Genomic DNA, 24,564 nt, shown 5'->3' with positions numbered 1-24,564 from the left:
CAACCGTACGGGTTGCAAGAAAGAACGGTCCGACCCAGATCCCAGCGCTCTCCCACGGGCTTGAGGTCCCAGAGGGCAGTCGGGCTACTGAGCCGGTCCAAATCCCAACCATTAAGATACAAGGGCATCGGGCACTTGCCAGCGCCGACACCGTAACGACTACGCCGACAACGCCCCACCCTCGCCCGCCGCCCCGAACACCTGCTGCTTGAGCTTGGCCAACTGATCCCGCACCTGCGCCGCCTGCTCGAATTCCAGGTTGCGCGCGTGATCGAGCATCTTCTTCTCCAGTCGCTTGATCTCCTTGGCGACCTGCTTCTCGCTCATGTCCTCGTAGCGGGCGCGCTCCTCGGCCGCCATCAGCTCGGCCTTCATCTCGCCCGGATCGTAGACGCCATCGATGATGTCCTTGATCCGCTTGACCACGCCGCGCGGCGTGATGCCGTTGGCCTCGTTGAAGGCAATCTGCTTGGCGCGGCGGCGCTCGGTCTCGTCGATGGCCTTGCGCATCGAGTCGGTGATCCGGTCCGCATACAGGATCGCCGTGCCGTTCACATTGCGCGCGGCGCGGCCGATGGTCTGGATCAGCGAGCGCTCCGCGCGCAGGAAACCCTCCTTGTCGGCATCGAGGATCGCCACCAGCGACACCTCGGGAATGTCCAGGCCCTCGCGCAGCAGGTTGATGCCGACCAGCACGTCGAAGGTGCCCAGCCGCAGGTCGCGGATGATCTCCACCCGCTCCACGGTGTCGATATCCGAATGCAGGTAACGCACCTTGATGCCGTTCTCGGACAGGAACTCGGTCAGCTGCTCGGCCATCCGCTTGGTCAGCGTCGTCACCAGCACGCGCTCGCCCACCTGCAAGCGAAGGTGGATCTCGGACAGCAGATCGTCCACCTGGCTCGCCGCGGGCCGCACCATGATGATCGGGTCGACCAGCCCCGTGGGCCGCACCACCTGTTCCACCACCTGACCGGAATGATCGCGCTCGTACTGCGCCGGGGTCGCGGTGACGAACACCGCCTGGCGCATCTTGCGTTCGAACTCCTCGAACTTCAGCGGCCGGTTGTCCATTGCCGACGGCAGCCGGAAGCCATACTCGACCAGCGTGGTCTTGCGCGCGCGGTCGCCGTTGTACATCGCGTTCAGCTGGCCGATCAGCACATGCGACTCGTCCAGGAACATCAGCGCGTCCGGCGGCAGGTAATCGACCAGCGTCGGCGGCGGCTCGCCCGGCCGCGCGCCGGACAGATGCCGCGAGTAATTCTCGATGCCCTTGCAGAAACCCAGCTCCGACAGCATTTCCAGGTCGAAGCGGGTGCGCTGCTCCAGGCGCTGCGCCTCGACCAGCTTGTTCTCGGCATAGAAGAACTCGAGGCGCTCGCGCAGCTCCGCCTTGATCGCCTCGATGGCGCGCAACACCGTGTCGCGCGGCGTGACATAGTGGCTTGACGGATAGACGGTAAAGCGCGGGATCTTCTGCCGCACCTTGCCGGTCAGGGGGTCGAAGTACTGCAGCGATTCGATCTCGTCGTCGAACAATTCGACACGCACCGCCACTTCCGCGTGTTCCGCCGGGAAGATATCGAGGGTATCGCCCCGCACGCGGAAGGTGCCGCGCTGGAAGTCGGTGTCGTTGCGCGTGTACTGCATCGAGATCAGCCGCGCGATCACATCGCGCTGGCTGATGCGGTCGCCGGCGCGTAACGTGAGAATCATCTGATGGTATTCGCTGGGGTTGCCGATACCATAGATCGCCGACACCGTGGCCACGATGATGGTGTCGCGCCGCTCCAGCAGGCTCTTGGTCGCCGACAGCCGCATCTGCTCGATATGCTCGTTGATCGACGAGTCCTTCTCGATGAACAGGTCGCGCTGCGGCACATAGGCCTCGGGCTGGTAGTAGTCGTAGTAGCTGACGAAGTACTCCACCGCATTGCGGGGGAAGAACTCGCGGAATTCCGAATACAGCTGCGCCGCCAGCGTCTTGTTGGGCGCGAACACGATGGCGGGCCTGCCCATCCGGGCGATCACGTTGGCCATCGTGAAGGTCTTGCCGGACCCGGTCACGCCGAGCAGCGTCTGGTACGACAGGCCGTCCTCGACGCCCTCCACCAGCTGGCGGATCGCCTCGGGCTGGTCGCCGGCAGGCGGATAGGGCTGATAGAGCTGGAACGGCGAGCCCGGGAAGGAGACGAACTTGTCCTCGTCCAGGGCGGGCGCGACTTCCGCGAGGGGCGCGGCGAGATTCGACATAGGCGTGGGTCTGGCGGGTGCTGTCAATGCAATGTGACGCGGGAAGCAGTTACGGGCGGTGCCCAGCAGGGCCGGGACGCACCAGTTGCGTCCCAATTCCGCAACGGCTGGCGGGGGCGAATAGGCTAGAATCTCGGGGTTGCGCGCCCGCTTTCAAGCGCTGCGCGCGGCACCAGCCGCAATGCCCGAGCATTCTACGCCTTCCCGATTTACCACATAGCCGACCACGAGAATTCCAAATGAGTTTGTTTTCTGCCGTCGAGATGGCCCCGCGCGATCCCATCCTGGGCCTGAATGAAGCGTTCAACGCCGATACCCGACCCACCAAGGTCAATCTCGGCGTGGGCGTCTACTTCACCGACGAAGGGAAAATTCCGCTGCTGCGCGCCGTGCAGGAAGCCGAGAAGGCCCGCCTGGCCACCGCCACCCCGCGCGGCTATCTGCCGATCGAGGGCATTGCCGCCTACGACCAGGCCGTGCAGAACCTGCTGTTCGGCAAGGATTCGGCGCTGCTGCGCGACGGCCGCGTGGTCACCGCGCAGGCGCTGGGCGGCACCGGCGCGCTGAAGATCGGCGCCGATTTCCTCAAGCGGCTCTATCCGGACGCCCAGGTCGCCATCAGCGACCCGAGCTGGGAAAACCACCGCGCGCTGTTCGAGGCCGCCGGTTTCCCCGTGGTCAACTACCGCTATTACGACGCCGCCAGCCATGGCCTGGATTTCGCCGGCATGGTCGAGTCGCTGAAGTCGTACCCGGCCAACACCATCGTGGTGCTGCACGCCTGCTGCCATAACCCCACCGGCGTGGACCTGTCGGTCGAGCAATGGAAGCAGGTCGTCTCCCTGATCCAGGAACGCAACCTGATCCCGTTCCTCGACATGGCCTACCAGGGCTTTGCCGACGGCATCGACCCGGACGGCGCCGCGGTGCGCCTGTTCGCCGACTCGGGCCTGCCCTTCTTCGTCTCGAGCTCCTTCTCGAAGAGCTTCTCGCTGTACGGCGAGCGTGTCGGCGCGCTGTCGATCGTCACCACGTCGAAGGACGAGGCGCAGCGCGTGCTGTCGCAAGTCAAGCGCGTGATCCGCACCAACTACTCGAATCCTCCCACGCACGGCGGCACCATCGTTGCCACCGTGCTGAACAGCCCCGAGCTGCGCGCGATGTGGGAAGAAGAGCTGGGCGAAATGCGCGAGCGCATCAAGCAGATGCGCCATGCGCTGGTCGACAAGCTGGCTGCCAAGGGCGTATCGCGCGACTTCTCCTTCGTGAAGGCGCAACGCGGCATGTTCTCGTACTCGGGCCTGACCACCGAGCAGGTCGAGCGCCTGAAGTCGGAGCACGGCATCTACGCCGTCGGCACCGGCCGCATCTGCGTGGCAGCGCTGAACAGCCGGAATATCGACGCGGTCGTCAACGCGATCGCCGCCGTGCTGTAAGGGACGACGCCTCGCGAAAAGGGACGGCCGCCATGGCCGTCTTTTTTTTTCAACGTCTCTGTGCGCCGTCTCTCCTCCCTGTCGTCACTTCGTGGCGGATACTTCACTACCTTGTCTTGTAGGCGCCCGCCGGCGCGGAATTGAGGTCATTGTCCTATTGTGTTCCGCCTGCCCCGGCGTAACGTAGGGGATATGCTGCGTTGCACGATCTTCCGTACGATCGTTCGCAAACATGTCTGTTTAGGCGCATAATCTGCCACAGACTGCATAACCCGAGACGGAAAAGGCAGGTGCCCGGCAATGCTTTATCAACTGCATGAATTTCAGCGCTCGATCCTGAACCCGCTCACCGCATGGGCGCAGGCGACCGCGAAGACCTTTACCAATCCCCTGAGCCCGATGTCGTTCGTTCCCGGCGCCACCCGGCTCGCCGCGGGCTACGAGCTGTTGTACCGGCTCGGCAAGGAATACGAAAAACCGGCCTTCGACATCAAGTCGGTGCGCTCCAATGGCCGCGAGATTCCGGTCGTCGAGCAAACCGTGCTCGAAAAGCCGTTCTGCAAGCTGCTGCGCTTCAAGCGCTACGCGGACGATCCCGATACCATCCGGCTGCTGAAGGACGAGCCGGTAGTGCTGGTATGCGCGCCGTTGTCGGGACACCACGCGACGCTGCTGCGCGATACCGTGCGCACGCTGCTGCAGGACCACAAGGTCTATGTCACCGACTGGGTTGACGCGCGCATGGTGCCGGTCGAAGAGGGGGCGTTCCACCTGGCCGACTACGTGCACTACATCCAGGACTTCATCCGCCATATCGGCGCGCAGGAGCTGCACGTCATTTCGGTATGCCAGCCGACCGTGCCCGTGCTGGCGGCGATCTCGCTGATGGCCAGCGCCGGCGAGAAGACGCCGAAATCGATGACGATGATGGGCGGCCCGATCGACGCGCGCAAGAGCCCGACCGCGGTCAATTCGCTGGCGACCACCAAGTCCTTCGAGTGGTTCGAGAACAACGTCATCTACACGGTGCCGGCGAACTATCCCGGTCATGGCCGCCGGGTCTACCCGGGCTTCCTGCAGCATGCGGGTTTCGTCGCCATGAATCCGGACCGCCACCTGTCGTCGCACTACGACTACTACCTGAGCCTGGTGGAAGGCGATGCGGACGACGCGGAAGCGCACGTGCGTTTCTATGACGAGTACAACGCGGTGCTCGACATGGCGGCCGAGTACTATCTGGATACCATCCGTGAAGTGTTCCAGGAGTTCCGGCTGGCCAACGGGACCTGGGAAATCGACGGCCTGCCGGTGCGCCCCCAGGACATCCGCGACACCGCGCTGCTGACCATCGAAGGCGAGCTGGACGACATTTCCGGGGCCGGCCAGACCGCCGCCGCGCACGACCTGTGTACCGGCATCGATCCGAAGCGCCGGCGTCACCTGACCGCACCCAAGTGCGGTCACTACGGCATCTTCTCGGGCCGCCGCTGGCGCGAGACGATCTATCCCGAGCTGCGCGACTTCATCCGCAAGTACCGCTGACCGGGGCACCGGGCGATGGCTGGCGCCATCGCCGGCAACGGCCCCCGCCGGCGCCTGCCCTCCCCTTTACGTCGCTTTCCGTCGCCGCTATTCGCCCTGCGCGCGGTCCGGCGGCGGGCAAGTCAGATAGGACAGCAGCATGTCGCCATGCAATTGCGCCAGGCGCTCATGCTCTTCCTGCGACGCGACGTCCCGTCCCAGCACCGCGCTGATGGTGTAGCGATTGGACAGCACGTAATACCCCAGCGCCGAAATCGTCAGGTACAGCTGCGACACGTCAATGCCGTCGCGAAAGACGCCCTTGCGCTGGCCGCGCCGAAGGATCTCGGCGAGGACATCGACGACCGGATTGACCAGCTGGTGCAGCTGCGACGACTTCTTCAGGTGGCGAGCCTCATGCAGGTTCTCGCTGTTGACGAGGCGGATGAAGTCGGGATGCTCGTAGTACCAGTCCCAGACGAAGCGAGCCAGCGTCCGTACCGCCACGGTGGGGTCCTCGTCCGAGATCTGCAGCCGCGCCTCGTCCGCGCGAAAGCGCGCATACTGCCGCTCGAGCACGGCAAGAAACAATCCCTCCTTGCTGCCGTAGTAGTAATAGAGCATCCGCTCGTTGGTTTCCGCGCGCCGTGCGATCTGATCCACGCGGGCGCCGGCGAGACCGCCTTTGGCGAACTCCTCGGTGGCTGCGTCAAGAATGCGGCGCCGCGTCCCCTCGGGATCGCGCTTTGACTTGATTTCGGTCGTCATGCGTAGTTGTGACGGGTAGTCCGGTTTGCACCCCGCCGGAAGGCGTCGGGCGCGAATGGCAACAGGCCGGCCGGGGGACCGACGGCGACGCCGCATCGCCGCATTCCTGCTGAACCCGTGCATCTTGCGATTTTCTGCGGAACGGCGAAATCGGGGATAATCCTTGCCGCGCCGCGGCACAGTACGCGTTGGCGCGCAGCACAAGCCTCATCGATACCGTGATACCCCTGCCCCGCGACCCCCACGCGCCCCTCGCGCGCGCCGACCGGCTCGACGCCCTGTTGCCCCAGACGCAGTGCACCAAGTGCGGCTTTGCCGGCTGCCGTCCCTACGCAGAGGCCATGGCGCGGGGCGAAGCGGACTGCAATCGCTGCCCGCCGGGCGGCGCGGAAGGCGTACGGCGTCTGGCGGCCGAACTCGGCGTGCCGGTGCTGCCACTCGACCCCGAGCGCGGCATCGAGCAGCCGCGCGCCGTCGCCTGCATCGACGAAACGCTGTGCATCGGCTGCACGCTCTGCACCCAGGCCTGCCCCGTCGATGCAATCGTCGGCGCCCCGAAGCAGATGCATACCGTGCTGCCCGACTGGTGCACCGGCTGCGACCTGTGCGTCGCGCCCTGCCCGGTCGACTGCATCGCGATGATTCCGGTGACGGGCAACCGCACCGGCTGGGATGCCTGGAGCCAGCATCAGGCCGACCAGGCGCGGGAACGCTTCGAGGCGCGCAACCGCCGTCTGGTGCGCGAGCGCGAGGAGAACGAAGCGCGCCTGGCAGCCAAGGCGGCCGCCAAGCTGGAGGCGCTGAAGCAGGAACCGGTGCAGTCCGACGAGGAGCGGGCCGCGCAGGCGCGCAAGAAGGCCATCATCGAGGCGGCGATCGCGCGGGCCAGGCAGAAGCGCCTGGAGCAGAGCCCGGGCGGCAGCCGATGAACGCCGCCAAGCGCCGCGCGCTGTTCGAAACCCTGCGCGAAACCAATCCGGCTCCCGTCACCGAACTCGAGTACAGCTCGCCGTTCGAGCTGCTGATTGCCGTGCTGCTGTCGGCGCAGGCGACCGACGTTGGCGTCAACAAGGCGACCCGGCGCCTGTTTCCGGTCGCGCCGACGCCCGAGCGCATGCTCGCACTCGGCGAGGAGGGTGTCGCCGGCTACATCAAGACGATCGGGCTGTACAAGACCAAGGCGAAGCACGTCATCCAGACCTGCCGGATTCTGGTCGAGCGCCATGATGGTCGCGTACCCACCGCGCGGGAGGACCTGGAGGCGCTGCCCGGCGTGGGCCGCAAGACCGCCAACGTGGTGCTCAATACCGCCTTCGGCCACCCCACCATCGCGGTGGACACGCATATCTTCCGGGTATCGAACCGCACTGGCCTCGCGCCGGGCAAGACGGTCCACCATGTCGAGATGAAGCTGCTGGAAGTCGTGCCGGATGAATTCCTGCACGACGCCCATCACTGGCTGATCCTGCATGGCCGCTATGTCTGCAAGGCCCGGCGGCCCGAATGCTGGCATTGCGCCATCGAAACCCTTTGCGAATATCCGGACAAGGTGCTTTCCCCGGTGCAGTGAGGGCAAACGACAAAAGGGGCGGCGCGGCGCCCCTTTTCCTGATGCCTGCGATCGGGAGCGATCGGGTGTGGAATCAGACGATGCGGCAGGCTTCCTCGAACGGCAGCCGCGGCCCGCGCGGATGGACCTTGCCGGCATCGCCGTAGCCCAGGTTCAGCAGGAAGTTGACCGACCACTTGCCATCCGGGAAGAAGGCGGCGTTGACCTTGGCCGCATCGAAGCCGCCCATCGGACCGCAGTCGAGCCCCAGCGCACGCGCGGCGAGGATCAGGTAGCCGCCCTGCAGCGAGCTGTTGACCAGCGCATCGCGCGCGATCTTCTCCGGCTGACCTTCGTACCAGGAACGGGCGTCCGCATGCGGGAACAGGCGCGGCAGCTGCTCATGAAACGCATTGTCGAACGCCACGATGGCGGTGACCGGCGCGTTGCGGGTCTTCTCGACGTTGCCGGGCGACACGCAGTCGACCAGCCGGGCCTTTTCCGCCGCGCTGCGCACGAAAACGATCCGCGCCGGCGTGCTGTTGACGGCGGTGGGACCGAACTTCATCAGCTCATACAGCTGGCGCAGCACCGCCTCGTCCACGGGACGGTCCTGCCACGCACCATGGGTGCGCGCTTCGGTGAACAGACGGGCCAATGCGGCTTGATCCAGCGCTTCCATGAATATCCTCGAATGGGTGAAAGCCGCATTTTACTTACCCATCGAGGGGCCGCCGCAGCGACGAATTCAGCAAGTCATTCAATCTTCCTGAAGAGCCGGGGCGGCACGCGGCCGGGTCAGCCACAGGACGCCGGCCAGGATCAGTGCGCCGCCGACCGCCTGCAGGCCGCCGATGTGTTCGCCCAGCAGCGCCGCCGCCAGCAGCACCGTGACCAGGGGCTCCAGCGTCGACAGCATCGATGCGCGTGCCGCGCCCAGGCGCTGCAGGCCGGCGAAGAAGGTCAGGATCGCCACGACCGTGGAGACCAGCGCAATGGCCAGCACCGCCGCCCAGCCCGCGGCATCGGCGGGCAACGCGGGCGGCACGCCGGCGCTGGCGCGAATCGCCGCGATGGCCAGCCAGACCAGCGCGGCCGCGATGCTGACCACCGTGGTAGTGGCCAGCGGGTGGACGCCCGCCGTCACGCGGGCGCCGACGACGATATAGACCGAATAGATCAGCGCCGCCCCCAGTCCCAACGCGATCCCCAACGGGCTGCCCTGCCCGCCGCCAACGGTCAGCCCGGCGCCCAGCGAACACAGCACCAGCGCGGTCACGGTCGGGCCGGTCAGCCGCTCCTTGAGAAACAGCGCCGCCAGCACCGTGACAAACACGGGATAGAGATACAGCAGCAGCGCCACCAGGCTGGCCTGGGCATGGTTCAGCGCCAGGAAGAAGCACCACGACTGCCCCGCATAGCCAATGCCGCCCATCGCGGCAAGCGCGAGGACGCGGCGCCAGCCGGGCAACGGCACCCGGCGCAGCCACATGATGGCCACCAGCGCCAGCGCGGCGACGACGAACCGGACCGGCAGCAGCCCGTACACGTCGGCGCCCGAGGCATAGGCGAAGCGGGCGAAGATCGCCATGGCGCCGAAGGCGGTGGCCGAGATGGCGATCAGCAGCACGCCGGTCAGCGTGTCGCGTGCCTGCGGCCATGCGCCGGCGTGGGAGCGGGATTCGGTCATGCGGTTCTCGCTGTGCGCGGTTGGAAGTGTGCGTTCCGGAGCGCAGCATTCTATCCGCTGGCCGGACCACCCGGGCCGGAGCAAGGGTTCGCGCCCTCGTCTACAATCGAGCCACCATGTTCAATCCCTCCCGAGAAGAAGTTCGCCGTTTCTTTTGTGACGCCTGGAACAAGCAGCGCCAGGGACAGGTCCTGACCCCGCTCGAAGCGATTGCCGTCGACTGGATGGAACAGCATCCGGAGTATCACGGCCAGCTGTCCGATATCGACGCCGCGCTGAACCAGGAATTCACGCCCGAAGCGGGCCAGACCAACCCCTTCCTGCACCTGGCCATGCACCTGTCGATCGCCGAGCAGGTATCGATCGACCAGCCGCGGGGCATCCGCCAGGCTTACGAAGCCTTGACGCTGCGTCTGGATTCGCCGCACGAAGCGCATCATCAGATGATGGAGTGCCTTGGCGAGATGCTGTGGCAGTCCCAGCGCACCGGCCTGCCGCCCGACGGCGACCACTACATCGACTGCGTGAAGCGGCGCGCCACGCGCTGAAGTCCTGCTTGCCCGCCGCCGGCGCGGCATGCCTCCCTTGCCCTGTGCCCGGGCACGTCGCGGCCCCCGTGTTACCCTTTGCGGCGTTTCATGCCCTGCCGCGGGCCGTGCCTGGCGCGCCGCCGCCGGCGGACTCCCACCATGCCCATGCTTTCGAATTCGCCCCGACCCATTCGCCAGACCGTCCTCGTCCTTGCCGCCGCGGCCGCCTGCGCGCTGCCGGCCTCCGCCGTCCATGCGGCGGTGAACCTGCTGCAGCCGCCGCGCGTGATCGATGCCAGCAAGCCGCTGACGCTGACGCTGGTGGTCAGCGCGCAGGAGCACACGCGGCAGTACCTGGTACCCGATACGCTGGAAGTCGACGCTTCCGCCGACCCGGTCAATACCGCCCGCCTCTCGCTCAAGCGCATCACCCCGGGTCCCGCCGCGATCCGCTTGCGCCGCGGCGAGCATCGCGCCATCGAGTACCAGGGTGCGATCCCCGAGACACTGCGCGGACAGGTCCGGCTCGATCCGGTGGGAATCGATGCTGCGCCTGTGCTGGTCACGCTGAATCTCGCCGGGGACACCGCCACGGCGGCAGCGCCTGCCAGGGCCTCTGCTGCTGCGGCCGCCCCCGCGCCCGGCGCCGCCACGCCGCCCGCCACGCTTGCGGACGCGGATAGCGATGCCGACGGGACGCCGGCCGCGGTGCCAGCGGTGCAGCCGGCGCCGGGCAGCGAAACGATGGCACGTGCGCCGCTTGTCAGCGAGCAGAGCCGCCTGACCTTCCACGAACCGGTCTATTTCGCCGCTGGCGCCCATGGCGGCGGCAATGCCAAGTTCCAGTTCAGCCTGCGCTACCGGCTGTTCGAGGGACGCGATCCCGGCTCGCGCGCGCTGCTGGACAACCTGTACCTGGGCTACACCCAGTTCTCGCTATGGGATCTGTCGGAGGAGTCCAAGCCGTTCCGTGACACCAACTACCGCCCCAGCCTGTTCTACTACCTGAGCGACACGGGCGTACGCGGCGGCCCCCTGCGCCAGCTGTCGCTGGCCACCGGGCTCGAGCACGAATCGAACGGACGCTCCGGGCCGGAGTCGCGCAGCATCAACACGGTCTTCATCCGCCCCACCTTCCACTTCGGCAAGGCCGATGACTACCACTGGACGGTCAGCCCGAAGCTGTACTACTACCTGAACAAGGCCGACGAGAACGGCGATATCGCGCATTACCGGGGCTACATGGACCTGCGCGTCGCGTATGGCAGGCCGGACTCATGGGAACTGGCGGCCACGCTGCGCAAGGGCACGCGGGACTGGTATGGCAGCGTCGACGCGCAGCTGTCCTATCCGCTGGCCAGGCTGATTCCCGGCACCGGCGGCTACCTGATGGCCGGCTACTTCGCCGGCTACGGCGAGAGCCTGCTGGACTACAACCGCAAGGTGCCCTGGCAGTTCCGCATCGGCTACATGCTGAACCGCTGAAGCGCCTACCCGGCCAGCGGCTTGCCGCTGGCCTTCAGACGGGCGTTGGTCACTGCTGCCGAGAACTGGCCGAAGCCGTGCCAGCCGGTGGCACGTCCCAGCTTCTTGCCCTTGTGAAAGAACATGAACACCGGGATGCCGTACAGGCCGAAGCGCCGGCCCAACGCCGGGTAGGTATAGACGTTGGCATGCAGCCAGTGCAGCTCCAGCGCGCGCAACTGTTCCGGATTGGTCAGCATGGCCTTCTTGGCCATTTCGCAGTTGTAGCAATCGGTCCCCCAGAAAAACACGCATACCAGCTCGTCGCCGGCCGCTGCCAGCGCGTCGTCGATCGTGTCGTGATCGACTTCACGCATGTTGAGCAGTTCGAAGGCGTGGTAATCCGTATGGGGGGCCGGTGCGGCGCCGTACGGGTAGGCCATGACATTCCTCCAGAAACAGGAACGCCCGGAGCGAAGCTGCGCCGGGCGTCGTGGTCAGAACGGGCGTGGCGGGTCGAACCGCCGCGCCAGACTTACTTCGGTGCAGCCACCGTGACCAGGGCCGGACGCAGCACGCGGTCCGCAATCAGGTAACCGCGCTGCAGGACGCTGACGACGGTATTCGCATCCTGCTCCGACGGCACCATCGAAATCGCCTGGTGCCGGTGCGGATCGAATTTCTCGCCGACCGGGTTCAGTTCGATCATGCGGCCCTTCTCGAAGGCGTTGGCCAGCTGCCGGGCGGTCAGTTCGACCCCCTCCCGCAGCTTGGCAATATCGCCCGAACCGTCGGCCAGCGCGGCCTGCAGGCTGTCCATCACGGGCAGCAGATGCTCGGCGAAGCTCTCGATGGCGAATTTGTGCGCCTTGGCTACATCGTCCTGGGCGCGGCGGCGGATATTCTCCCCTTCGGCCACGGCCCGCACGTACATGTCGTAGTGTTCCTTGGCCCGGGCTTCGAGTTCGGCAATCCGCGCCGTCAGGTCTTCCTGGCCATTGAAGCCGCCGGTGGCCGTCGCGGCCTGCTCGCCCGTGGCCGACGGCGCCGCCGCAGCCTGGGACTGTGCCGCTTCCGCTGCCCCGGCCGCTTCGGTCTGCTGAGCGGACCGGGCCTCGTTCGCGGCGGTGTCCGCCGGCGCTGGCTGGGTTGGGGATGGCGTCTGCTTCTGTTCTTCCATGTCGATCCGTATCAGTGCATGGGTGCGGCCGCGCGCGACGGCCGCGAAGGTTCAAGGGAAATCCTGCTGGCAGCTGGTGGCGGCAAGCCGATTTTTCAAGAGGCGGCCGCAGCCGCGAGAAACATCAGCTTACAAAGATCACCGGATTGCGCAGAGGGGTAAATTGCATTGCTGCGGTGCAGCTTCTAAGATAAATCCATAAAAGCGACAAAAACTGCCGTACCAAGGTTCATATTGATCCCTTTCCTGTCGGGGTAGCCATGCTGAAGGCGCCGCACCTGATCCCGCACCTCTGCCAGTCCCTGCGCCTTGGCCTGCGCCGCCACGCTGGCGAGAGCGGCACCGCCGCAGTCCACGCGGAGCCGGCCCGCCCCCCCGCCGTGCCGGCGGCGAGCCGCTCCTCGCATGGCCGACCGGCGGCGACACGGACCAAGCATCCCGGCCTGCCGGTGCTGCTGGCGCTGATCCTGGTGTCCCTGGTCGCGCTTGCCGTCTTCCTCTACCTGTCCGACGGGCTGACCCCGGCCGTGCAAAGCGCGGGCGATGGCGACTGGTCCGGCCAGCACCACCTGCTGCGCTACCTGCGCTGACCGGCTCGCCGGTCCGACGCCTTCACGGCTCGCCGGTCCATCAGCCTTTCAGGTCCTGGATGCGCCGCCGATCCCGCTTGGTGGGACGGCCATGCAGTTCGGCCGACGGTTCGTGGTGGAGCCGCCGCCGTTCCGCCTCCGCGGCGCGCCGGGCGCGGCTCTCCTCGCTTTCCTCGTATAGCGTCTGTGCGACGGGCGCCGGGCCCCGGGCCGGGGCAATGCCCTTGATCACCAGTTCCCACTGCTGCTGGTAGGCGTCGATGCTGACACGATCGCCGGGCCGAACTTCACGGGAGTTCTTGCAAGGCTGTCCGTTGACCTCGACCCGCCCGCGTTCGACCGCCTCGGCGGCCAGCGACCGGGTCTTGAAGAAGCGCGCGCACCACAGCCACTTGTCGATGCGCTGGCGGGCGTCAGCTTCGAACGAGACATTCATGCGGCGGCCCCCCTCGCTTGCGCCAGCGCCCGGCGCGTATCCAGTTCATGCGGATGCGGCAGGCGCAATGGCCAGCCCTGCAGATGCTGCAGCGCAATCTCGGCCAGACCGGCGATCCATAGCGGCGAGTCGTTCAGGCACGGAATGTAGTGGAAGGCATTGCCCCCAGCGCTGCGGAACTCCGACTGCCCTTCCATCGCGATCTCCTCCAGCGTCTCGAGGCAATCGGCGGGAAAGCCCGGGCAGAACACGTCCACCCGCGCAGTGCCCACCTTGCCCAGTTCCTGCAGCGTCGGCGCGGTGTACGGCTGCAGCCATTCGGCCTTGCCGAAGCGCGACTGGAAGGTGACCTGGTACTGCCCGGGCTGCAGTCCCAGCGCCTCGCCCAGCAAGCGGCCAGTCTTCTGGCATTCGCAGTGATAGGGATCGCCCAGTTCCAGCGTGCGTCGCGGCACCCCGTGGAACGACAGGATCAGGCGGTCGCCGCGCGCAAAGTCCGGCGTGCCATGCTGCGCCCAATAGGCACCGACCTGCTGGTGCAGCGCGTCGATATAGGCGGGATGATCGTGGAAATGCTTGACCAGCCGCAGCTCCGGCTGATTGCGCCACTGCCGCAGCACGCGGAACAGTTCGTCGAACGCCGTGGCGGTCGTGGTCCCCGAGTATTGCGGGTACAGCGGCAGTGCCAGGATTCGCTCGGTGCCCTGCCGACGCAGCGCCTCCATCACCGAGGCGATCGACGGATTGCCGTAGCGCATGGCGCAGGCCACGGTCACTTCGTGGCCCTGCTGGGCCAGCAGCAGCTGCAGCGCATGTGCCTGCCGCTCGGTGTGCACCAGCAGCGGCGAGCCGGTGCGATGGGCTTCGCGCAGCCAGATCGACTCGTACTTGGCCGCCGAGGCGCGCGAACGCAGCGGCAGGATCACCCCGTGCAACAGCGGCAGCCATGCCGCCCGCGGAATCTCGACCACGCGCGGGTCGGACAGGAATTCCTTCAGGTAGCGCCCCACTGCCTTCGGCGTCGGATCGTCCGGTGTGCCGAGGTTGATCAGCAGCACCGCCGTGCGCGGCGCCTGCCCATGCTGGTATGCCGGTTCTTCGGAAAAGGTCATCTGTGGTCCGGTAATGCCGGGGAGGTCCCGGTTCCCGTCCGGTGGCGCGCCGGATAGCGGGCCGCCGGCTGCATTTTTTTGTGACCGCCGGAACGGCGCCGGGTTCTGCGCCGACGCCGGCCCGGCCGGCTTCAGTTCTGGCTCAGCGCGCTGGAGAGCAGACGCGCCGTGATATCGACGATGGGAATGACCCGATCGTAGGCCATCCGAGTCGGCCCGATCACGCCGAGCGTGCCGACGATCTGGCCGTCGACCTCGTACGGCGCGGTGATCACCGCCATGTCCTCCAGCGGGACAAGCCGGCTCTCGCCACCGATGAAGATCTGCACGCCCTCGGCGTGGCTGGAGACGTCCAGCAGTTGCAGCAGGCTGGTCTTGTGCTCGAACACCTCGAACAGCCGCCGCAGCTTGTCCATGCTCGAGGCCAGGTCCTCGACCTCCAGCAGCTTGCGCTCGCCGGAGATATAGACCTGCTCCTCCTCGTCCTCCATCGCGCTGCTGCCCGCTTCGACGGCCGCCTGCATCAGCGCGGACATGTCGATGCGCAGCGCCTTCAGTTCGTCGCGCAGCCGCTCCCGCACCGTATCGAACCGCATGCCGGCATAGTGCGTGTTGATGAAGTTGGCGGCCTCGACCAGTTGGCTGGCGGTGTACGGCAACTCGGTCTGGATGATGCGGTTCTGCACGTCGCCTTCCGGCGTGACGATGATCAGCAGGATGCGCTTGTCCGACAGCCGCATGAACTCGATCTGCCGGAACGCCTGCGCGCGGCGCGGCGTCATCACGACGCCGGCGAACTGGGACAGGTTGGACAGCGTACGCGCCGCGGTGGCGATCATGCGTTGCGGGGTTTCGGGCGCGCTCAATTCGCCCTGGATGCGGCCCGCCAGCACCGAGCGTTCGAGCTGGCCGTCCAGCGCCTGGGCGGTCAGCATGGTATCGACGAACAAGCGGTAGCCCCTGGGGGTCGGCACCCTGCCCGCGGACGTGTGCGGGCTGGAGATGAAGCCCATCTCCTCGAGGTCGGACATCACGTTGCGGATGGTGGCCGGCGACAGGTCCAGCCCCGAGTACTTCGACAGCGTCCGCGAGCCGACCGGCTGCCCCTCGGCGATGTATCGCTCGATCAGGGTCTTGAGTAGGGTTTTAGCTCGTTCGTCCATGATGCCCCTGATTTTACGCAACTTTTTTCCGTTCGGGCTCGGTCGGCGGAGCCGGCCCCGCGCCCGGCTCGGCGCCGCACTCGTCGCCTGCTGACAACGGTCATGGCGGTATGGTCTAATCCGGGCATGTCCGCACAACCCCAGTCCGGCGCCGCGCGCGCGCCTTTTCGCACGGTTGCCCTGGTCGGCCGGTACTCGACCGCGGGCATCGAAGGCCCGCTCTCGGCATTGGCCGACTGCATCCAGCGCAATGGCCAGCAGGTCGTGTTCGAGCGCGAGACGGCACAGGCGACCGGCCTGACACAGTATCCGGCATTGTCGGCCAGCGAGATCGGCAGCCAGGCCGACGTGGCGGTGGTGCTCGGCGGCGACGGCACGCTGCTCGGCATCGCGCGCCAGCTTGCCGGCTACCGGGTGCCCGTGATCGGCGTGAACCACGGCCGGCTCGGTTTCATGACCGACATTCCGCTGGAGGACGTGCAGGTGGTCCTGCCCGCCATGCTCAGCGGCCAGTACGAGTCGGAGAACCGCACGCTGCTCGAGTCGCGGGTGTTTCGCGACGGCACCGAGATCTTCTCGGCGCTCGCCTTCAACGATGTGGTGGTCAACCGCTCGGGCATCTCCGGCATGGTCGAGCTGGCGGTGTCGGTGGACGGCTACTTCATGTACAACCAGCGCTCCGACGGCCTGATCGTATCGACACCGACTGGCTCGACCGCCTACGCGCTGTCCGCGGGTGGCCCGATCCTGCACCCGACGCTTTCGGGCCTGGTGCTGGTGCCGATCGCGCCCCACGCGCTGTCAAACCGTCCGATCGTGCTGCCGCACGACGCCGAGGTGACCATCCAGGTAGCCACCGCCCGCGACGCCAGCGTCAACTTCGACATGCAGTCGCTCACCTCGCTGGTGCCCGGCGACCGCATCGTGGTGCGCCGCTCGGCCAAGTCGATCGACCTGCTGCATCCGGTCGGCTACAACTACTACGCCACGCTGCGCAAGAAGCTGCACTGGCATGAATACCCGTCGGAGGACAACCGTCTGTGATGCCGGTGCGCGATGGCGTCGGCCAGGCGCGGCCGCCCGGCGCGACGGCGCCCGCTGGCTGCTGATCGGCCCTGTCTTCTTCCTCCCCCCATTCCTTCTTCCCACGTCGCCCTGTCGCCCAAGATGCTGCGCAGCCTGTCCATCCGCGATTTCGTCATCGTCGATACGCTCGACCTCGATTTCTCCGCCGGGTTCACCGTCTTCACCGGTGAAACGGGGGCCGGCAAGTCGATCCTGATCGATGCCCTGGCCCTCGTGCTCGGCGAGCGGGCGGACGCGGGCGTGGTCCGGGAGGGCGCGGCGCGCACCAGTGTCAGCGCGACCTTCGGCACGCATCCGGCGCTGGACGCCTGGCTGGCCGAGCAGGCGCTGGCCGAAGAAGACGGCACGGTGCTGCTGCGTCGCACGGTCGATGCCAACGGCCGCAGCAAGGCATTCATCAACGGCACCGCCGCGACGCTGGCGCAGTTGCGCGAAGTGGGCGACCAGCTGGTCGACATCCACGGCCAGCATGCCCATCAACTGCTGCTGCGCCCGGACGCGCAGCGGGTGCTGCTGGACGCCCATGCCGGCCTGACCGCGCAGGCGGGGGCCGTGGCGGAGGCATGGCGCAGCTGGCGCGCCGCGGTGCGCCAGCGCGAAGCCGCCGAGCAGCAATCGCGCGAAATGCAGCTTGAACGCGACCGGCTGGAGTGGCAGGTCGGCGAGCTGGAAAAGCTCGCGCCGCAGGAAGGCGAGTGGGAGTCGATCCAGAGCGAGCATACGCGCCTGTCCCACGCGGCCAACCTGATCAAGGGCGGCCGCGCGGCGCTCGATGCCCTGTCCGAATCCGACGGGTCCGTGCTTTCCGGGCTGAACGCGCTGGTCGGGCGTCTGCGCGCGCTGGCCGAGATCGACCCCGCGCTGTCGGACGTGCTGGCGGCGCTCGAACCGGCGCTGGTGCAGGCCGAGGAAGCGGCGCACTCGCTGAACCGCTACGTCGACCGGCTCGACCTGGACCCCGAACGGCTGCAGGCGGCCGAGGAACGCATGCAGGCGCTGCATGCCGCCGCCCGCAAGTTCCGCGTCATGCCGGAGGCGCTGGCCGACGAGCTGACCGAGCGCCGGCGCCAGCTGGACGAGCTGGAAGCCGCGCAGGACGTCAACAAGATGGCTGCTCGCGAAGCCGCCGCGCGCGCCGCGTACATGACGCTGGCCCGGCATCTGAGCGAGTCCCGCGCCAGCGCCGCTGCCCAGCTCGGCGCCGCGGTGACCGAGGCAATGCAGGGCCTGTCGATGGCGGGCGGCAGCTTCTCGGTCGCGCTGCATCCGCTCGAGGACGGCGCCAGCCATGGGCTGGAACAGGTCGAGTTCATGGTCGCCGGCCATGCCGGCGTCACCCCTCGCCCGCTTGCCAAGGTGGCTTCCGGCGGCGAACTGGCCCGGATCAGCCTGGCCATCGCCGTGATCACCAGCGAAGCGGCGCCGACCCCGACGCTGATCTTCGACGAGGTCGATACCGGCATCGGCGGCGCCGTGGCCGAAGTGGTGGGCCGCCGGCTGCAGGAACTGGGCCACGCGCGCCAGGTGCTGTGCGTGACCCACCTGCCGCAGGTGGCGGCGCAGGCAGGCAACCACCTGCTGGTCAGCAAGGAAACCCTGCAGCAGGACGGCGTGCAGCAGACGCGCTCGCGCATCCGCACGCTGGATCCGGCGGCCCGGGTAGTGGAAATCGCCCGGATGCTGGGCGGCACCACCGTGACTACCACCACCATGCAGCACGCCGAAGAGATGCTGGCGCAAGGGGCTCGCGGCACCGAGCCGGCGCGTGCGGGACGAGAGGCCCGCGAAGGCCGCCGTAGCCGGCGCGCGGCAAGCTGAGCGTCCGACCGCCGAACCGCCCGCCGCCGCGCCACCGACTGCATCGCACAACGAACCATATCGAGCACGAGAGCCATGCCACAGGAGTCTTCCATGCCTACACGCCGTCCGTCTGCCGGAGCGCCCGTCGCGGGCAAAGCCGGCCGCCCGCGCCGTCCCCTTCTGCGCCGCGTGCTGGGCTGCGTCGCGGTCGGTTGCGTGATGGCCGCCGGCCTCGGCCTGGCTGCTTGCGGCAGCGGCCGCGCGCCAGCCGCACCGCCGGAAGGCAGCATCACCGACGATCGGGCGCTTGGCGACATCCTGGTTCGCTTCTCGCCGCCGGACGTCAACGAATCGATGCAGGCCGGCGAACTGCTGGCCGCCGCCACCGGCCCGGTGCGCTTCGTGGTCAAGCGGCCGATGTCGGGCGGTATCTGGCTGGTCACGGCGATCAGCGCCGACAAGACCGCCACGCTGGAGCAGGCGCTGACGACGCTGCGCGCCCTGCCTCGCGTGCAGACCGCGGAACCGGACCGCTTTCAGGGGCCAAGCCGCCCGCAGCCGACCGGGCGCGACATGCCGGCCAGCTAGGCGGCCTGCACGCGAAGCCACGTCCCCTGTCGGACGCATGCCGACAACGCCTCGGAGCCGATCACGGTATCGTGGCGCTGACCTTGATGCAGCGCCGCCCGGCTGGCTCCGGGCAGCAACACCCAGAGGGCCCGATGCCATTTCTTCCTGACGCCTTGCACGACAGCGGCGGCTCGCACCGCCGCGCCCTGCCCCCCTCAATCGGCCGGATGCATGACCGGACCTCGGGCCTGCTGCGGCTCACCCGGGCTCACCTCGCCGCGCTTGCGCTGGCGAGCGGGTTGACGACGCTTGCCGGCGGCCCTGCGCTGGCGGCCAAGGTACCCGCGGCAGAGCCGGCAAGCCAGGCGTCCGCGCCCCTCTATACCGGCAACATCATCGTGCGCTGGCGCGACGCACCCACCCCCGCAGCGAAGACGGCAGGGGCCGCTGCGACGCCCGCCGGCCAGGACCGGCTGCAGGCGCTGTCCAGCGAGACCGGCATCGCGTTGTCGGTCAAGCGCCAGATGGGCAGCGAGCGCACCCTGCTCGCCCCTGCTGCCGCGGGCGCCGATCCCGAAGCCGTGGCGGCGCGCCTGCGCCAGGATCCGCGCGTGGCAGACGCGGTGCCGGATCGCTGGCTGCGGCCGTTCGACACCATGCCCAACGATCCGGACTTCGCTACCCGGCAGCCTTACCTGATGGGTCCGACGCAGGTGCCGGGCGGCGCCAATCTGCCGGCGGCCTGGGACCGCGGCCGTGGCAGTGCCGATGTGGTCGTCGCGGTCATCGATACCGGCATCCTTCGCCATGGCGACCTGGCGGCGCGGCTCCTGCCCGGCTACGACTTCATCAGCGATCCCGCGGTAGCACTGGACGGCGACGGCCGCGACGCCGACCCGACCGATGCCGGCGACAACGTGCCGCAGGGCTACGCCTGCCCGGGACTTCCCGCGGCGGATCGGCCCGAGCCCAACTCGTGGCACGGCACCCGGGTATCCGGCGTGCTGGGTGCGGTGACCGACAACGGCCAGGCGATCGCCGGCGTCGACTGGCAGGCCCGGCTGCTGCCGCTGCGCGTGTCGGGCCGGTGCGGTGCGCAACTGTCGGACACCATCGATGCGATGCGCTGGGCGGGCGGGTTGCCGGTGCCGGGCTTGCCGGACAATCCGACGCCCGCGCGGGTGGTCAACATCAGTCTCGGCGGCGGTAGCTGCAGCACCTTCGAGCAGGAGGCGATCGACGAGCTGGCCGCGCGCGGCGTCGTGGTGGTCGCTGCCGCAGGCAACAATGCCGGCGCGGTGGAAGCGCCCGCCAGTTGCCGCGGCACGGTGGCCGTCACCGCGCATGTGGACGATGGCGAAAATGCCAGCTATGCCAGTGTCGGGCCGGAGGTCACGCTGAGCGCACCGGGCGGCGGCTGCGGCGTCAGCCAGACCACCGGCAGCGCGGCCGCCCCCGTCTGCCTCGGCCCGATCTCCCGCATCCGGACGTTGTCCAACACGGGCACCACCACGCCGGGCAGCGATACGGTGACCGACTCGCAAGGCACCAGTTTCGCCTCCCCGATCGCTGCCGGCGTCGCCTCGATGATGCTGGCCGTGAACGCCGGGCTGTCGCCGTCCCAGGTCATCGGACTGCTGCGCCAATCCGCGCGGCCGCATCCGGCGGGAACCTATTGCGACATCAACGCCGGCACCTGCGGGGCCGGCCTGCTCGACGCGGGCCGTGCCCTGCAGGCCGCTGTCTCCACGGTGCCAGGCGGTGTCGAACCGCCGCCGCCGACCACCACCACGCCCCCGCCGGCGGCCGGCGGCGACGATGGCGGTGGCGGTGCAGTCGCCCCCCTGGCCGGGCTGGTGCTGCTGCTGGTCGGCTTCGCCGCCGCATGGCGACCGGGATCGCGACGGCGCTAGCCTCCCGGATGCCGCCGGCGTCAGCCCTCACGCTGTCGCCGGCGCTGCCACCATTCGCCGAGCAACCATAGCGCAAGGCCTGCCACCGCGCCGGCCGCATGCGCGGCGCGGACCACCCCAAAGCCGCGCATGGGGTCCATCACGATGGGCGCGAGCCATGACTGTTCGAGCCAGACCTTGACCAGCACGGCGGCGGCAAGCGCGACGCCAAGGGCCCGGGCAACCCCCGGCGCTGCCAGCAGCCGCAGGCCGCACCACAGCGCAAACCCGTGCAATGCACCGGACAGGCCGCCATACCAGCGCACCGAGGGCACCCACAGCAAGGCCAATTGTGCGATCGCGCCGCAGGCGAGCAGCACCAGCAGCGCCTGTCTCGTCCGCACGCCCGCGCGGGCGACGGCGATCAGCAGCAGGCCGGCGGCGGCCAGCAGGTTGCCGAGCCAGTGCGGCCAGTTCAGATGCACCCACATCGCCGTGACCACGCGCCACCACTGGTGGCCGTCCTCGCCAAGCACGGCATCGCGCAGATAGAGACCGTGCGCGTGCAGCCACGGCACGAAGGTAAAGGCGGCGGAAAGCAGCGCCACACCGCAGATGACGAGCGCAGCGGATGCTCCCGCGCCGACCTTAGCGGTCACCGAACACCGCGCGCCACAGCGCCTGCACCTGCGCCGCCTGCTGCTCGACCGTCGACGGCGGCACGCGGGCCTGGCTCTGGCCGTCGAGCCGCAGCTGATGCTGGCGGGCGCGGAAGGCGCGATAGGCGTCGCCCACCGCGACGGCCAGTTGCGCATCGATCAGGCCCAGCTCGCCGGCCATGCGCAGCAGCGCGATATTGCCGGCATTACGGGTCAGCTCGGCATGGACATGGCTGTACAGCAGCACCAGGTACTGCACCGTGAACTCGATATCGACCATGCCGCCGCGGTCATGCTTCAGGTCGAACTTCGGGCCTGGATTCGGATGGCCCTCGGCGACCTTGCGCCGCATCGCCACGATTTCCTCGCGCAGCGTGGCGGCGTCCCGTTGCTGCCGCAGCACGGTGTCGCGCAGCGTCTCGAAACGGGCACCGATGTCACGGTCGCCGGCACAGAAGCGGGCGCGGGTCAGCGCCTGGTGCTCCCACACCCACGCGGTGTTGTCGCCCTGGCGCAGCTGGTAGCGGCGGAACGATTCGAAGCTGGTAACCAGCAGGCCGGCCGCGCCATTGGGCCGCAGCCGGGTATCCACGTCGAACAGCATCCCCGCGGCGGTATGGCTGGTCATCCAGGTAATCAACCGGCGGGCGAAGGCGGCATAGACCTCCGGCGCGCGCTCGTCCTCGTCGTCATGCAGGAAGATGATGTCCAGGTCGGAGGCGTAGCCCAGCTCCTTGCCGCCCAAGCGGCCGTAAGCGATCACGGCGAAGCGCGGCATCTCCCGGTGGCGGTTGGGCACCTGGCGCCAGACCGCCTCCAGCGTGATGTCGAGCATCGCGTCGGCCAGGTCGGAAAGCCGGTCGGCGACCTGCTCGACGGTCAGCAAGCCGTTCAGGTCCTGCAGCAGCACGCGGAAAGTCTCCGCATGGTGCTCGCGCCGCAGCATGTCCATCTGCGCCTCCACCTGGCCCTCGGCGCCGCGCAGTCCCCGCGAAACACGCTCGCGGAAGGCGGGCCAGTCCGGCGCGCCGGCCAGCGCCTCGCTGTCCAGCAGCTCGTCCAGCAGTTGCGGATGGCGCGTCAGGTAGGTGGCGGCCCAGCGCGAAGCATGCAGCGTGTGGGCGACGCGCTCCATCGCCTGCGGGTATTCGGACAACAGCGACAGATACGACGAGCGCCGGCTGATGGCATCGAGAAAATCGAGGAAGCGCGCGATGGTGGCATCCGGGTCGTCCTGCTTGCCCGCCAGTTCCAGCGCGCGGTTCACCAGCTGGTCGAAGCGGGCGCGGCTGGTTTCGGGCAGCGCACGATAACGCGCGGAGGCCGCGGTGGCGCGCAGGCGCTCCAGCAGCCCGGCCGCATCGTTGAAGCCCAGCTGCAGCACGCGGTCCTCGCAGCCCTCGGCGCCCTCTTCGGTCACCACTTCGGGCCACAGCGCCTCGCATGGCGCCTGGCCTTCTTCCGGGTCGGAGAAGGTGGCGTCGAACTGCTGCGCCACCGGGGCCTGCAACGCCGACAGCTGCGCCATCAGCTCCGGCCAATCCGCGCACCCCATCATCTGCGCCACCGCCAACTGATCCTCCGGGGAGGTCGGCAAGTTGTGCGTCTGCGCGTCGTCGCGATACTGCAGGCGGTGTTCGAGCTGGCGCAGGAATCGATAGGCGTCGGCCAGCTGCTCGGCCTGCCCGCCCGGCAGCAGCCCGCGCTCGAGCGCGACGGCCAGCACGCCGAGCGTCGGCCGCACCCGCAGCGTCGGATCCTGGCCGCCGCGGATCAGCTGGAAGACCTGCGCCATGAACTCGATCTCGCGAATGCCGCCGCGGCCGAGCTTGATGTCCTGCGAGCGCTGGTTGACGCCGTGCCCCGCGAGGCCCCCGCTGCGCCGCGCCGCCTGTCCGCGGATCTGGGCGTGCAGCGACCGGATCGCCGCGATCACGCCGTAGTCCAGGTAGCGCCGGAAGATGAAGGGCGAGGTCAGCCGGCCCAGCTGCCGCGCTGCCTTCGCCGCGTGCTCGGTCGCGGTCGACGACACCACCCGGCCCTTGATCCAGGCATAGCGCTCCCACTCGCGTCCCTGCACCACCAGGTACTCTTCCAGCATGCCCAGGCTGCATGCCAGCGGACCGGCGTCGCCGTTCGGGCGCAGGCGCATGTCGACGCGGAACACGAAGCCGTCGGCGGTCGGCTCGGCCAGCAGCGTGATCAGGCGGCGCCCCAGCCGGATGAAGTACTCGTGATTGGACAGGCTGCGTCGCCCGCCCCGGGTCTCGCCGTCCTCGTCATAGAGAAAGATCAGGTCGATGTCAGAGGAAACGTTGAGCTCCCGCCCGCCCAGCTTGCCCATGCCGACCACCAGCAGTTCCTGCTCCTCGCCGCCGTGCTCGCCGAAGGGGCGTCCTACCGCCTCGGCCATGTCGGCGCTCAGCATCGCCAGGCCGCGCTGGATGGCCAGCTCGGCCAGGTCCGTCATCGCGCCGGTGACCTCGGCCAGCGGCGCGAGGCCGCGCAGGTCCCGCTCGATCACCACGCACATCACCTCGGCCCGCAGCCGGCGCAGCGCCTGCCCGAGGGCCTGCTCAGCGTCGGCCCCTGCCGGCTGCTCCGCACACAGCGCGTCCAGCCGTTGCTCCATCCATGCGCGGCTCAGCGCCGCCTCGCTCGCCGCCGCGACCAGGGGCGCCAGCCCGGGCCGCGCCTGCATCAGGCGGCGCACGTAGTGCGAGGCGGCCGCCGAGTACAATGCGTGTCCCTCGCAATCCTGAGGCGGCAGCACCGCCTTCGGCATGATCGCGTAAGGGCCGTTTGCCATATCGCCCAGTACCGCCAGCACTGCCTCCGGAAGGCTCGGCGAACCCGGCCCGG

The 24,564-nt window shown here is 68.3% G+C and carries 22 protein-coding genes; 11 read left to right on the top strand and 11 right to left on the bottom strand.

Annotated features, from left to right (window positions below):
• Window positions 1-159: 159 nt before the first annotated feature.
• Window positions 160-2,256, bottom strand: coding sequence for an excinuclease ABC subunit UvrB (gene uvrB / locus K6V06_RS02370; RefSeq protein ID WP_222239950.1), 2,097 nt, complete (start codon window positions 2,254-2,256; stop codon window positions 160-162).
• Window positions 2,257-2,495: 239 nt separating this feature from the next.
• On the opposite strand from uvrB, the gene K6V06_RS02365 reads away from it, so the two are divergent.
• Together K6V06_RS02365 and K6V06_RS02360 are read left to right on the top strand one after the other, a co-directional pair.
• Window positions 2,496-3,692 carry an amino acid aminotransferase gene (locus K6V06_RS02365; RefSeq protein WP_222239949.1) on the top strand — a complete coding sequence of 399 codons (1,197 nt, stop codon included), beginning with the start codon at window positions 2,496-2,498 and terminating at the stop codon, window positions 3,690-3,692.
• 300 nt (window positions 3,693-3,992) lie between these two features.
• Complete coding sequence (locus K6V06_RS02360; RefSeq protein ID WP_222239948.1) at window positions 3,993-5,234, top strand: polyhydroxyalkanoate depolymerase; 1,242 nt, start codon at window positions 3,993-3,995, stop codon at window positions 5,232-5,234.
• A gap of 87 nt (window positions 5,235-5,321) precedes the next feature.
• Here K6V06_RS02360 and K6V06_RS02355 read toward each other — a convergent pair whose 3' ends face one another.
• Entirely contained in the window at window positions 5,322-5,981 is a 660-nt protein-coding gene (locus K6V06_RS02355; RefSeq protein WP_222239947.1) for a TetR/AcrR family transcriptional regulator, read from the bottom strand.
• 227 nt (window positions 5,982-6,208) lie between these two features.
• Here K6V06_RS02355 and rsxB point away from each other — a divergent pair, with 227 nt between their 5' ends.
• Both rsxB and nth read left to right on the top strand, forming a co-directional pair.
• Window positions 6,209-6,910, top strand: coding sequence for an electron transport complex subunit RsxB (gene rsxB / locus K6V06_RS02350; RefSeq protein WP_222239987.1), 702 nt, complete (start codon window positions 6,209-6,211; stop codon window positions 6,908-6,910).
• Window positions 6,907-7,551 (top strand): endonuclease III, encoded by a 645-nt coding sequence (gene nth, locus K6V06_RS02345; RefSeq protein WP_222239946.1) that lies wholly within the window; start codon window positions 6,907-6,909, stop codon window positions 7,549-7,551. Before rsxB ends, nth begins: the two co-directional genes overlap by 4 nt.
• 73 nt (window positions 7,552-7,624) lie before the next feature.
• On the opposite strand, the gene K6V06_RS02340 is transcribed toward nth, so the two are convergent.
• Window positions 7,625-8,212: a malonic semialdehyde reductase gene (locus K6V06_RS02340; protein WP_222239945.1), complete on the bottom strand. Its 588-nt coding sequence runs from the start codon at window positions 8,210-8,212 to the stop codon at window positions 7,625-7,627.
• Window positions 8,213-8,290: 78 nt separating this feature from the next.
• Window positions 8,291-9,220 (bottom strand): DMT family transporter, encoded by a 930-nt coding sequence (locus tag K6V06_RS02335; RefSeq protein ID WP_222239944.1) that lies wholly within the window; start codon window positions 9,218-9,220, stop codon window positions 8,291-8,293.
• 116 nt (window positions 9,221-9,336) lie between these two features.
• Here K6V06_RS02335 and K6V06_RS02330 point away from each other — a divergent pair, with 116 nt between their 5' ends.
• Together K6V06_RS02330 and K6V06_RS02325 are read left to right on the top strand one after the other, a co-directional pair.
• Window positions 9,337-9,768 carry a DUF1841 family protein gene (locus tag K6V06_RS02330; protein WP_222239943.1) on the top strand — a complete coding sequence of 144 codons (432 nt, stop codon included), beginning with the start codon at window positions 9,337-9,339 and terminating at the stop codon, window positions 9,766-9,768.
• Window positions 9,769-9,909: 141 nt separating this feature from the next.
• The gene (locus K6V06_RS02325; RefSeq protein WP_255581514.1) at window positions 9,910-11,235 is read left to right on the top strand and encodes a phospholipase A; all 1,326 of its coding nucleotides are present in this window, start codon (window positions 9,910-9,912) and stop codon (window positions 11,233-11,235) included.
• Between the two features lie 5 nt (window positions 11,236-11,240).
• Here K6V06_RS02325 and K6V06_RS02320 read toward each other — a convergent pair whose 3' ends face one another.
• Window positions 11,241-11,657, bottom strand: coding sequence for a co-chaperone YbbN (locus K6V06_RS02320; protein WP_222239942.1), 417 nt, complete (start codon window positions 11,655-11,657; stop codon window positions 11,241-11,243).
• A gap of 92 nt (window positions 11,658-11,749) precedes the next feature.
• Window positions 11,750-12,394: a nucleotide exchange factor GrpE gene (gene grpE / locus K6V06_RS02315; RefSeq protein WP_222239941.1), complete on the bottom strand. Its 645-nt coding sequence runs from the start codon at window positions 12,392-12,394 to the stop codon at window positions 11,750-11,752.
• Window positions 12,395-12,654: 260 nt separating this feature from the next.
• On the opposite strand from grpE, the gene K6V06_RS02310 reads away from it, so the two are divergent.
• A complete protein-coding gene (locus K6V06_RS02310) occupies window positions 12,655-12,984 on the top strand; it encodes a hypothetical protein (protein WP_222239940.1) in 330 nt (109 codons plus the stop codon).
• Window positions 12,985-13,024: 40 nt separating this feature from the next.
• Here the strand turns inward: K6V06_RS02310 and K6V06_RS02305 are convergent, their stop codons facing one another.
• From K6V06_RS02305 to hrcA, 3 genes are all read right to left on the bottom strand, one after another.
• On the bottom strand, window positions 13,025-13,420 hold the full coding sequence (locus tag K6V06_RS02305; protein WP_222239939.1) for an RNA-binding S4 domain-containing protein: 396 nt from the start codon (window positions 13,418-13,420) through the stop codon (window positions 13,025-13,027).
• Window positions 13,417-14,532, bottom strand: coding sequence for a ferrochelatase (gene hemH, locus K6V06_RS02300; protein ID WP_222239938.1), 1,116 nt, complete (start codon window positions 14,530-14,532; stop codon window positions 13,417-13,419). Before hemH ends, K6V06_RS02305 begins: the two co-directional genes overlap by 4 nt.
• Window positions 14,533-14,663: 131 nt before the next feature.
• Window positions 14,664-15,695 (bottom strand): heat-inducible transcriptional repressor HrcA, encoded by a 1,032-nt coding sequence (hrcA, locus tag K6V06_RS02295; RefSeq protein WP_222239937.1) that lies wholly within the window; start codon window positions 15,693-15,695, stop codon window positions 14,664-14,666.
• Between the two features lie 126 nt (window positions 15,696-15,821).
• On the opposite strand from hrcA, the gene K6V06_RS02290 reads away from it, so the two are divergent.
• The 4 genes from K6V06_RS02290 (at window position 15,822) to K6V06_RS02275 (ending at window position 21,064) form a co-directional block, all read left to right on the top strand.
• Window positions 15,822-16,739, top strand: a complete 918-nt coding sequence (locus K6V06_RS02290) for an NAD kinase (RefSeq protein ID WP_222239936.1) — start codon at window positions 15,822-15,824, stop codon at window positions 16,737-16,739.
• A gap of 123 nt (window positions 16,740-16,862) precedes the next feature.
• Window positions 16,863-18,599 carry a DNA repair protein RecN gene (recN, locus tag K6V06_RS02285; protein ID WP_222239935.1) on the top strand — a complete coding sequence of 579 codons (1,737 nt, stop codon included), beginning with the start codon at window positions 16,863-16,865 and terminating at the stop codon, window positions 18,597-18,599.
• Window positions 18,600-18,692: 93 nt separating this feature from the next.
• Window positions 18,693-19,169: a hypothetical protein gene (locus tag K6V06_RS02280; protein ID WP_222239934.1), complete on the top strand. Its 477-nt coding sequence runs from the start codon at window positions 18,693-18,695 to the stop codon at window positions 19,167-19,169.
• Between the two features lie 134 nt (window positions 19,170-19,303).
• Window positions 19,304-21,064, top strand: a complete 1,761-nt coding sequence (locus tag K6V06_RS02275; RefSeq protein WP_255581513.1) for a S8 family peptidase — start codon at window positions 19,304-19,306, stop codon at window positions 21,062-21,064.
• A 20-nt stretch (window positions 21,065-21,084) separates the two neighbouring features.
• Here K6V06_RS02275 and rrtA read toward each other — a convergent pair whose 3' ends face one another.
• Window positions 21,085-21,702 carry a rhombosortase gene (gene rrtA, locus K6V06_RS02270; protein WP_222239933.1) on the bottom strand — a complete coding sequence of 206 codons (618 nt, stop codon included), beginning with the start codon at window positions 21,700-21,702 and terminating at the stop codon, window positions 21,085-21,087.
• On the bottom strand, window positions 21,692-24,511 hold the full coding sequence (glnE, locus tag K6V06_RS02265; RefSeq protein WP_222239984.1) for a bifunctional [glutamate--ammonia ligase]-adenylyl-L-tyrosine phosphorylase/[glutamate--ammonia-ligase] adenylyltransferase: 2,820 nt from the start codon (window positions 24,509-24,511) through the stop codon (window positions 21,692-21,694). The genes rrtA and glnE overlap by 11 nt, the downstream gene beginning before the upstream one ends.
• Window positions 24,512-24,564: the final 53 nt, after the last annotated feature.

This window comes from Cupriavidus sp. AU9028 (assembly GCF_019795295.1).
Classification (GTDB): domain Bacteria; phylum Pseudomonadota; class Gammaproteobacteria; order Burkholderiales; family Burkholderiaceae; genus Cupriavidus.
This window is presented reverse-complemented; position numbering and strand designations above follow the sequence as displayed.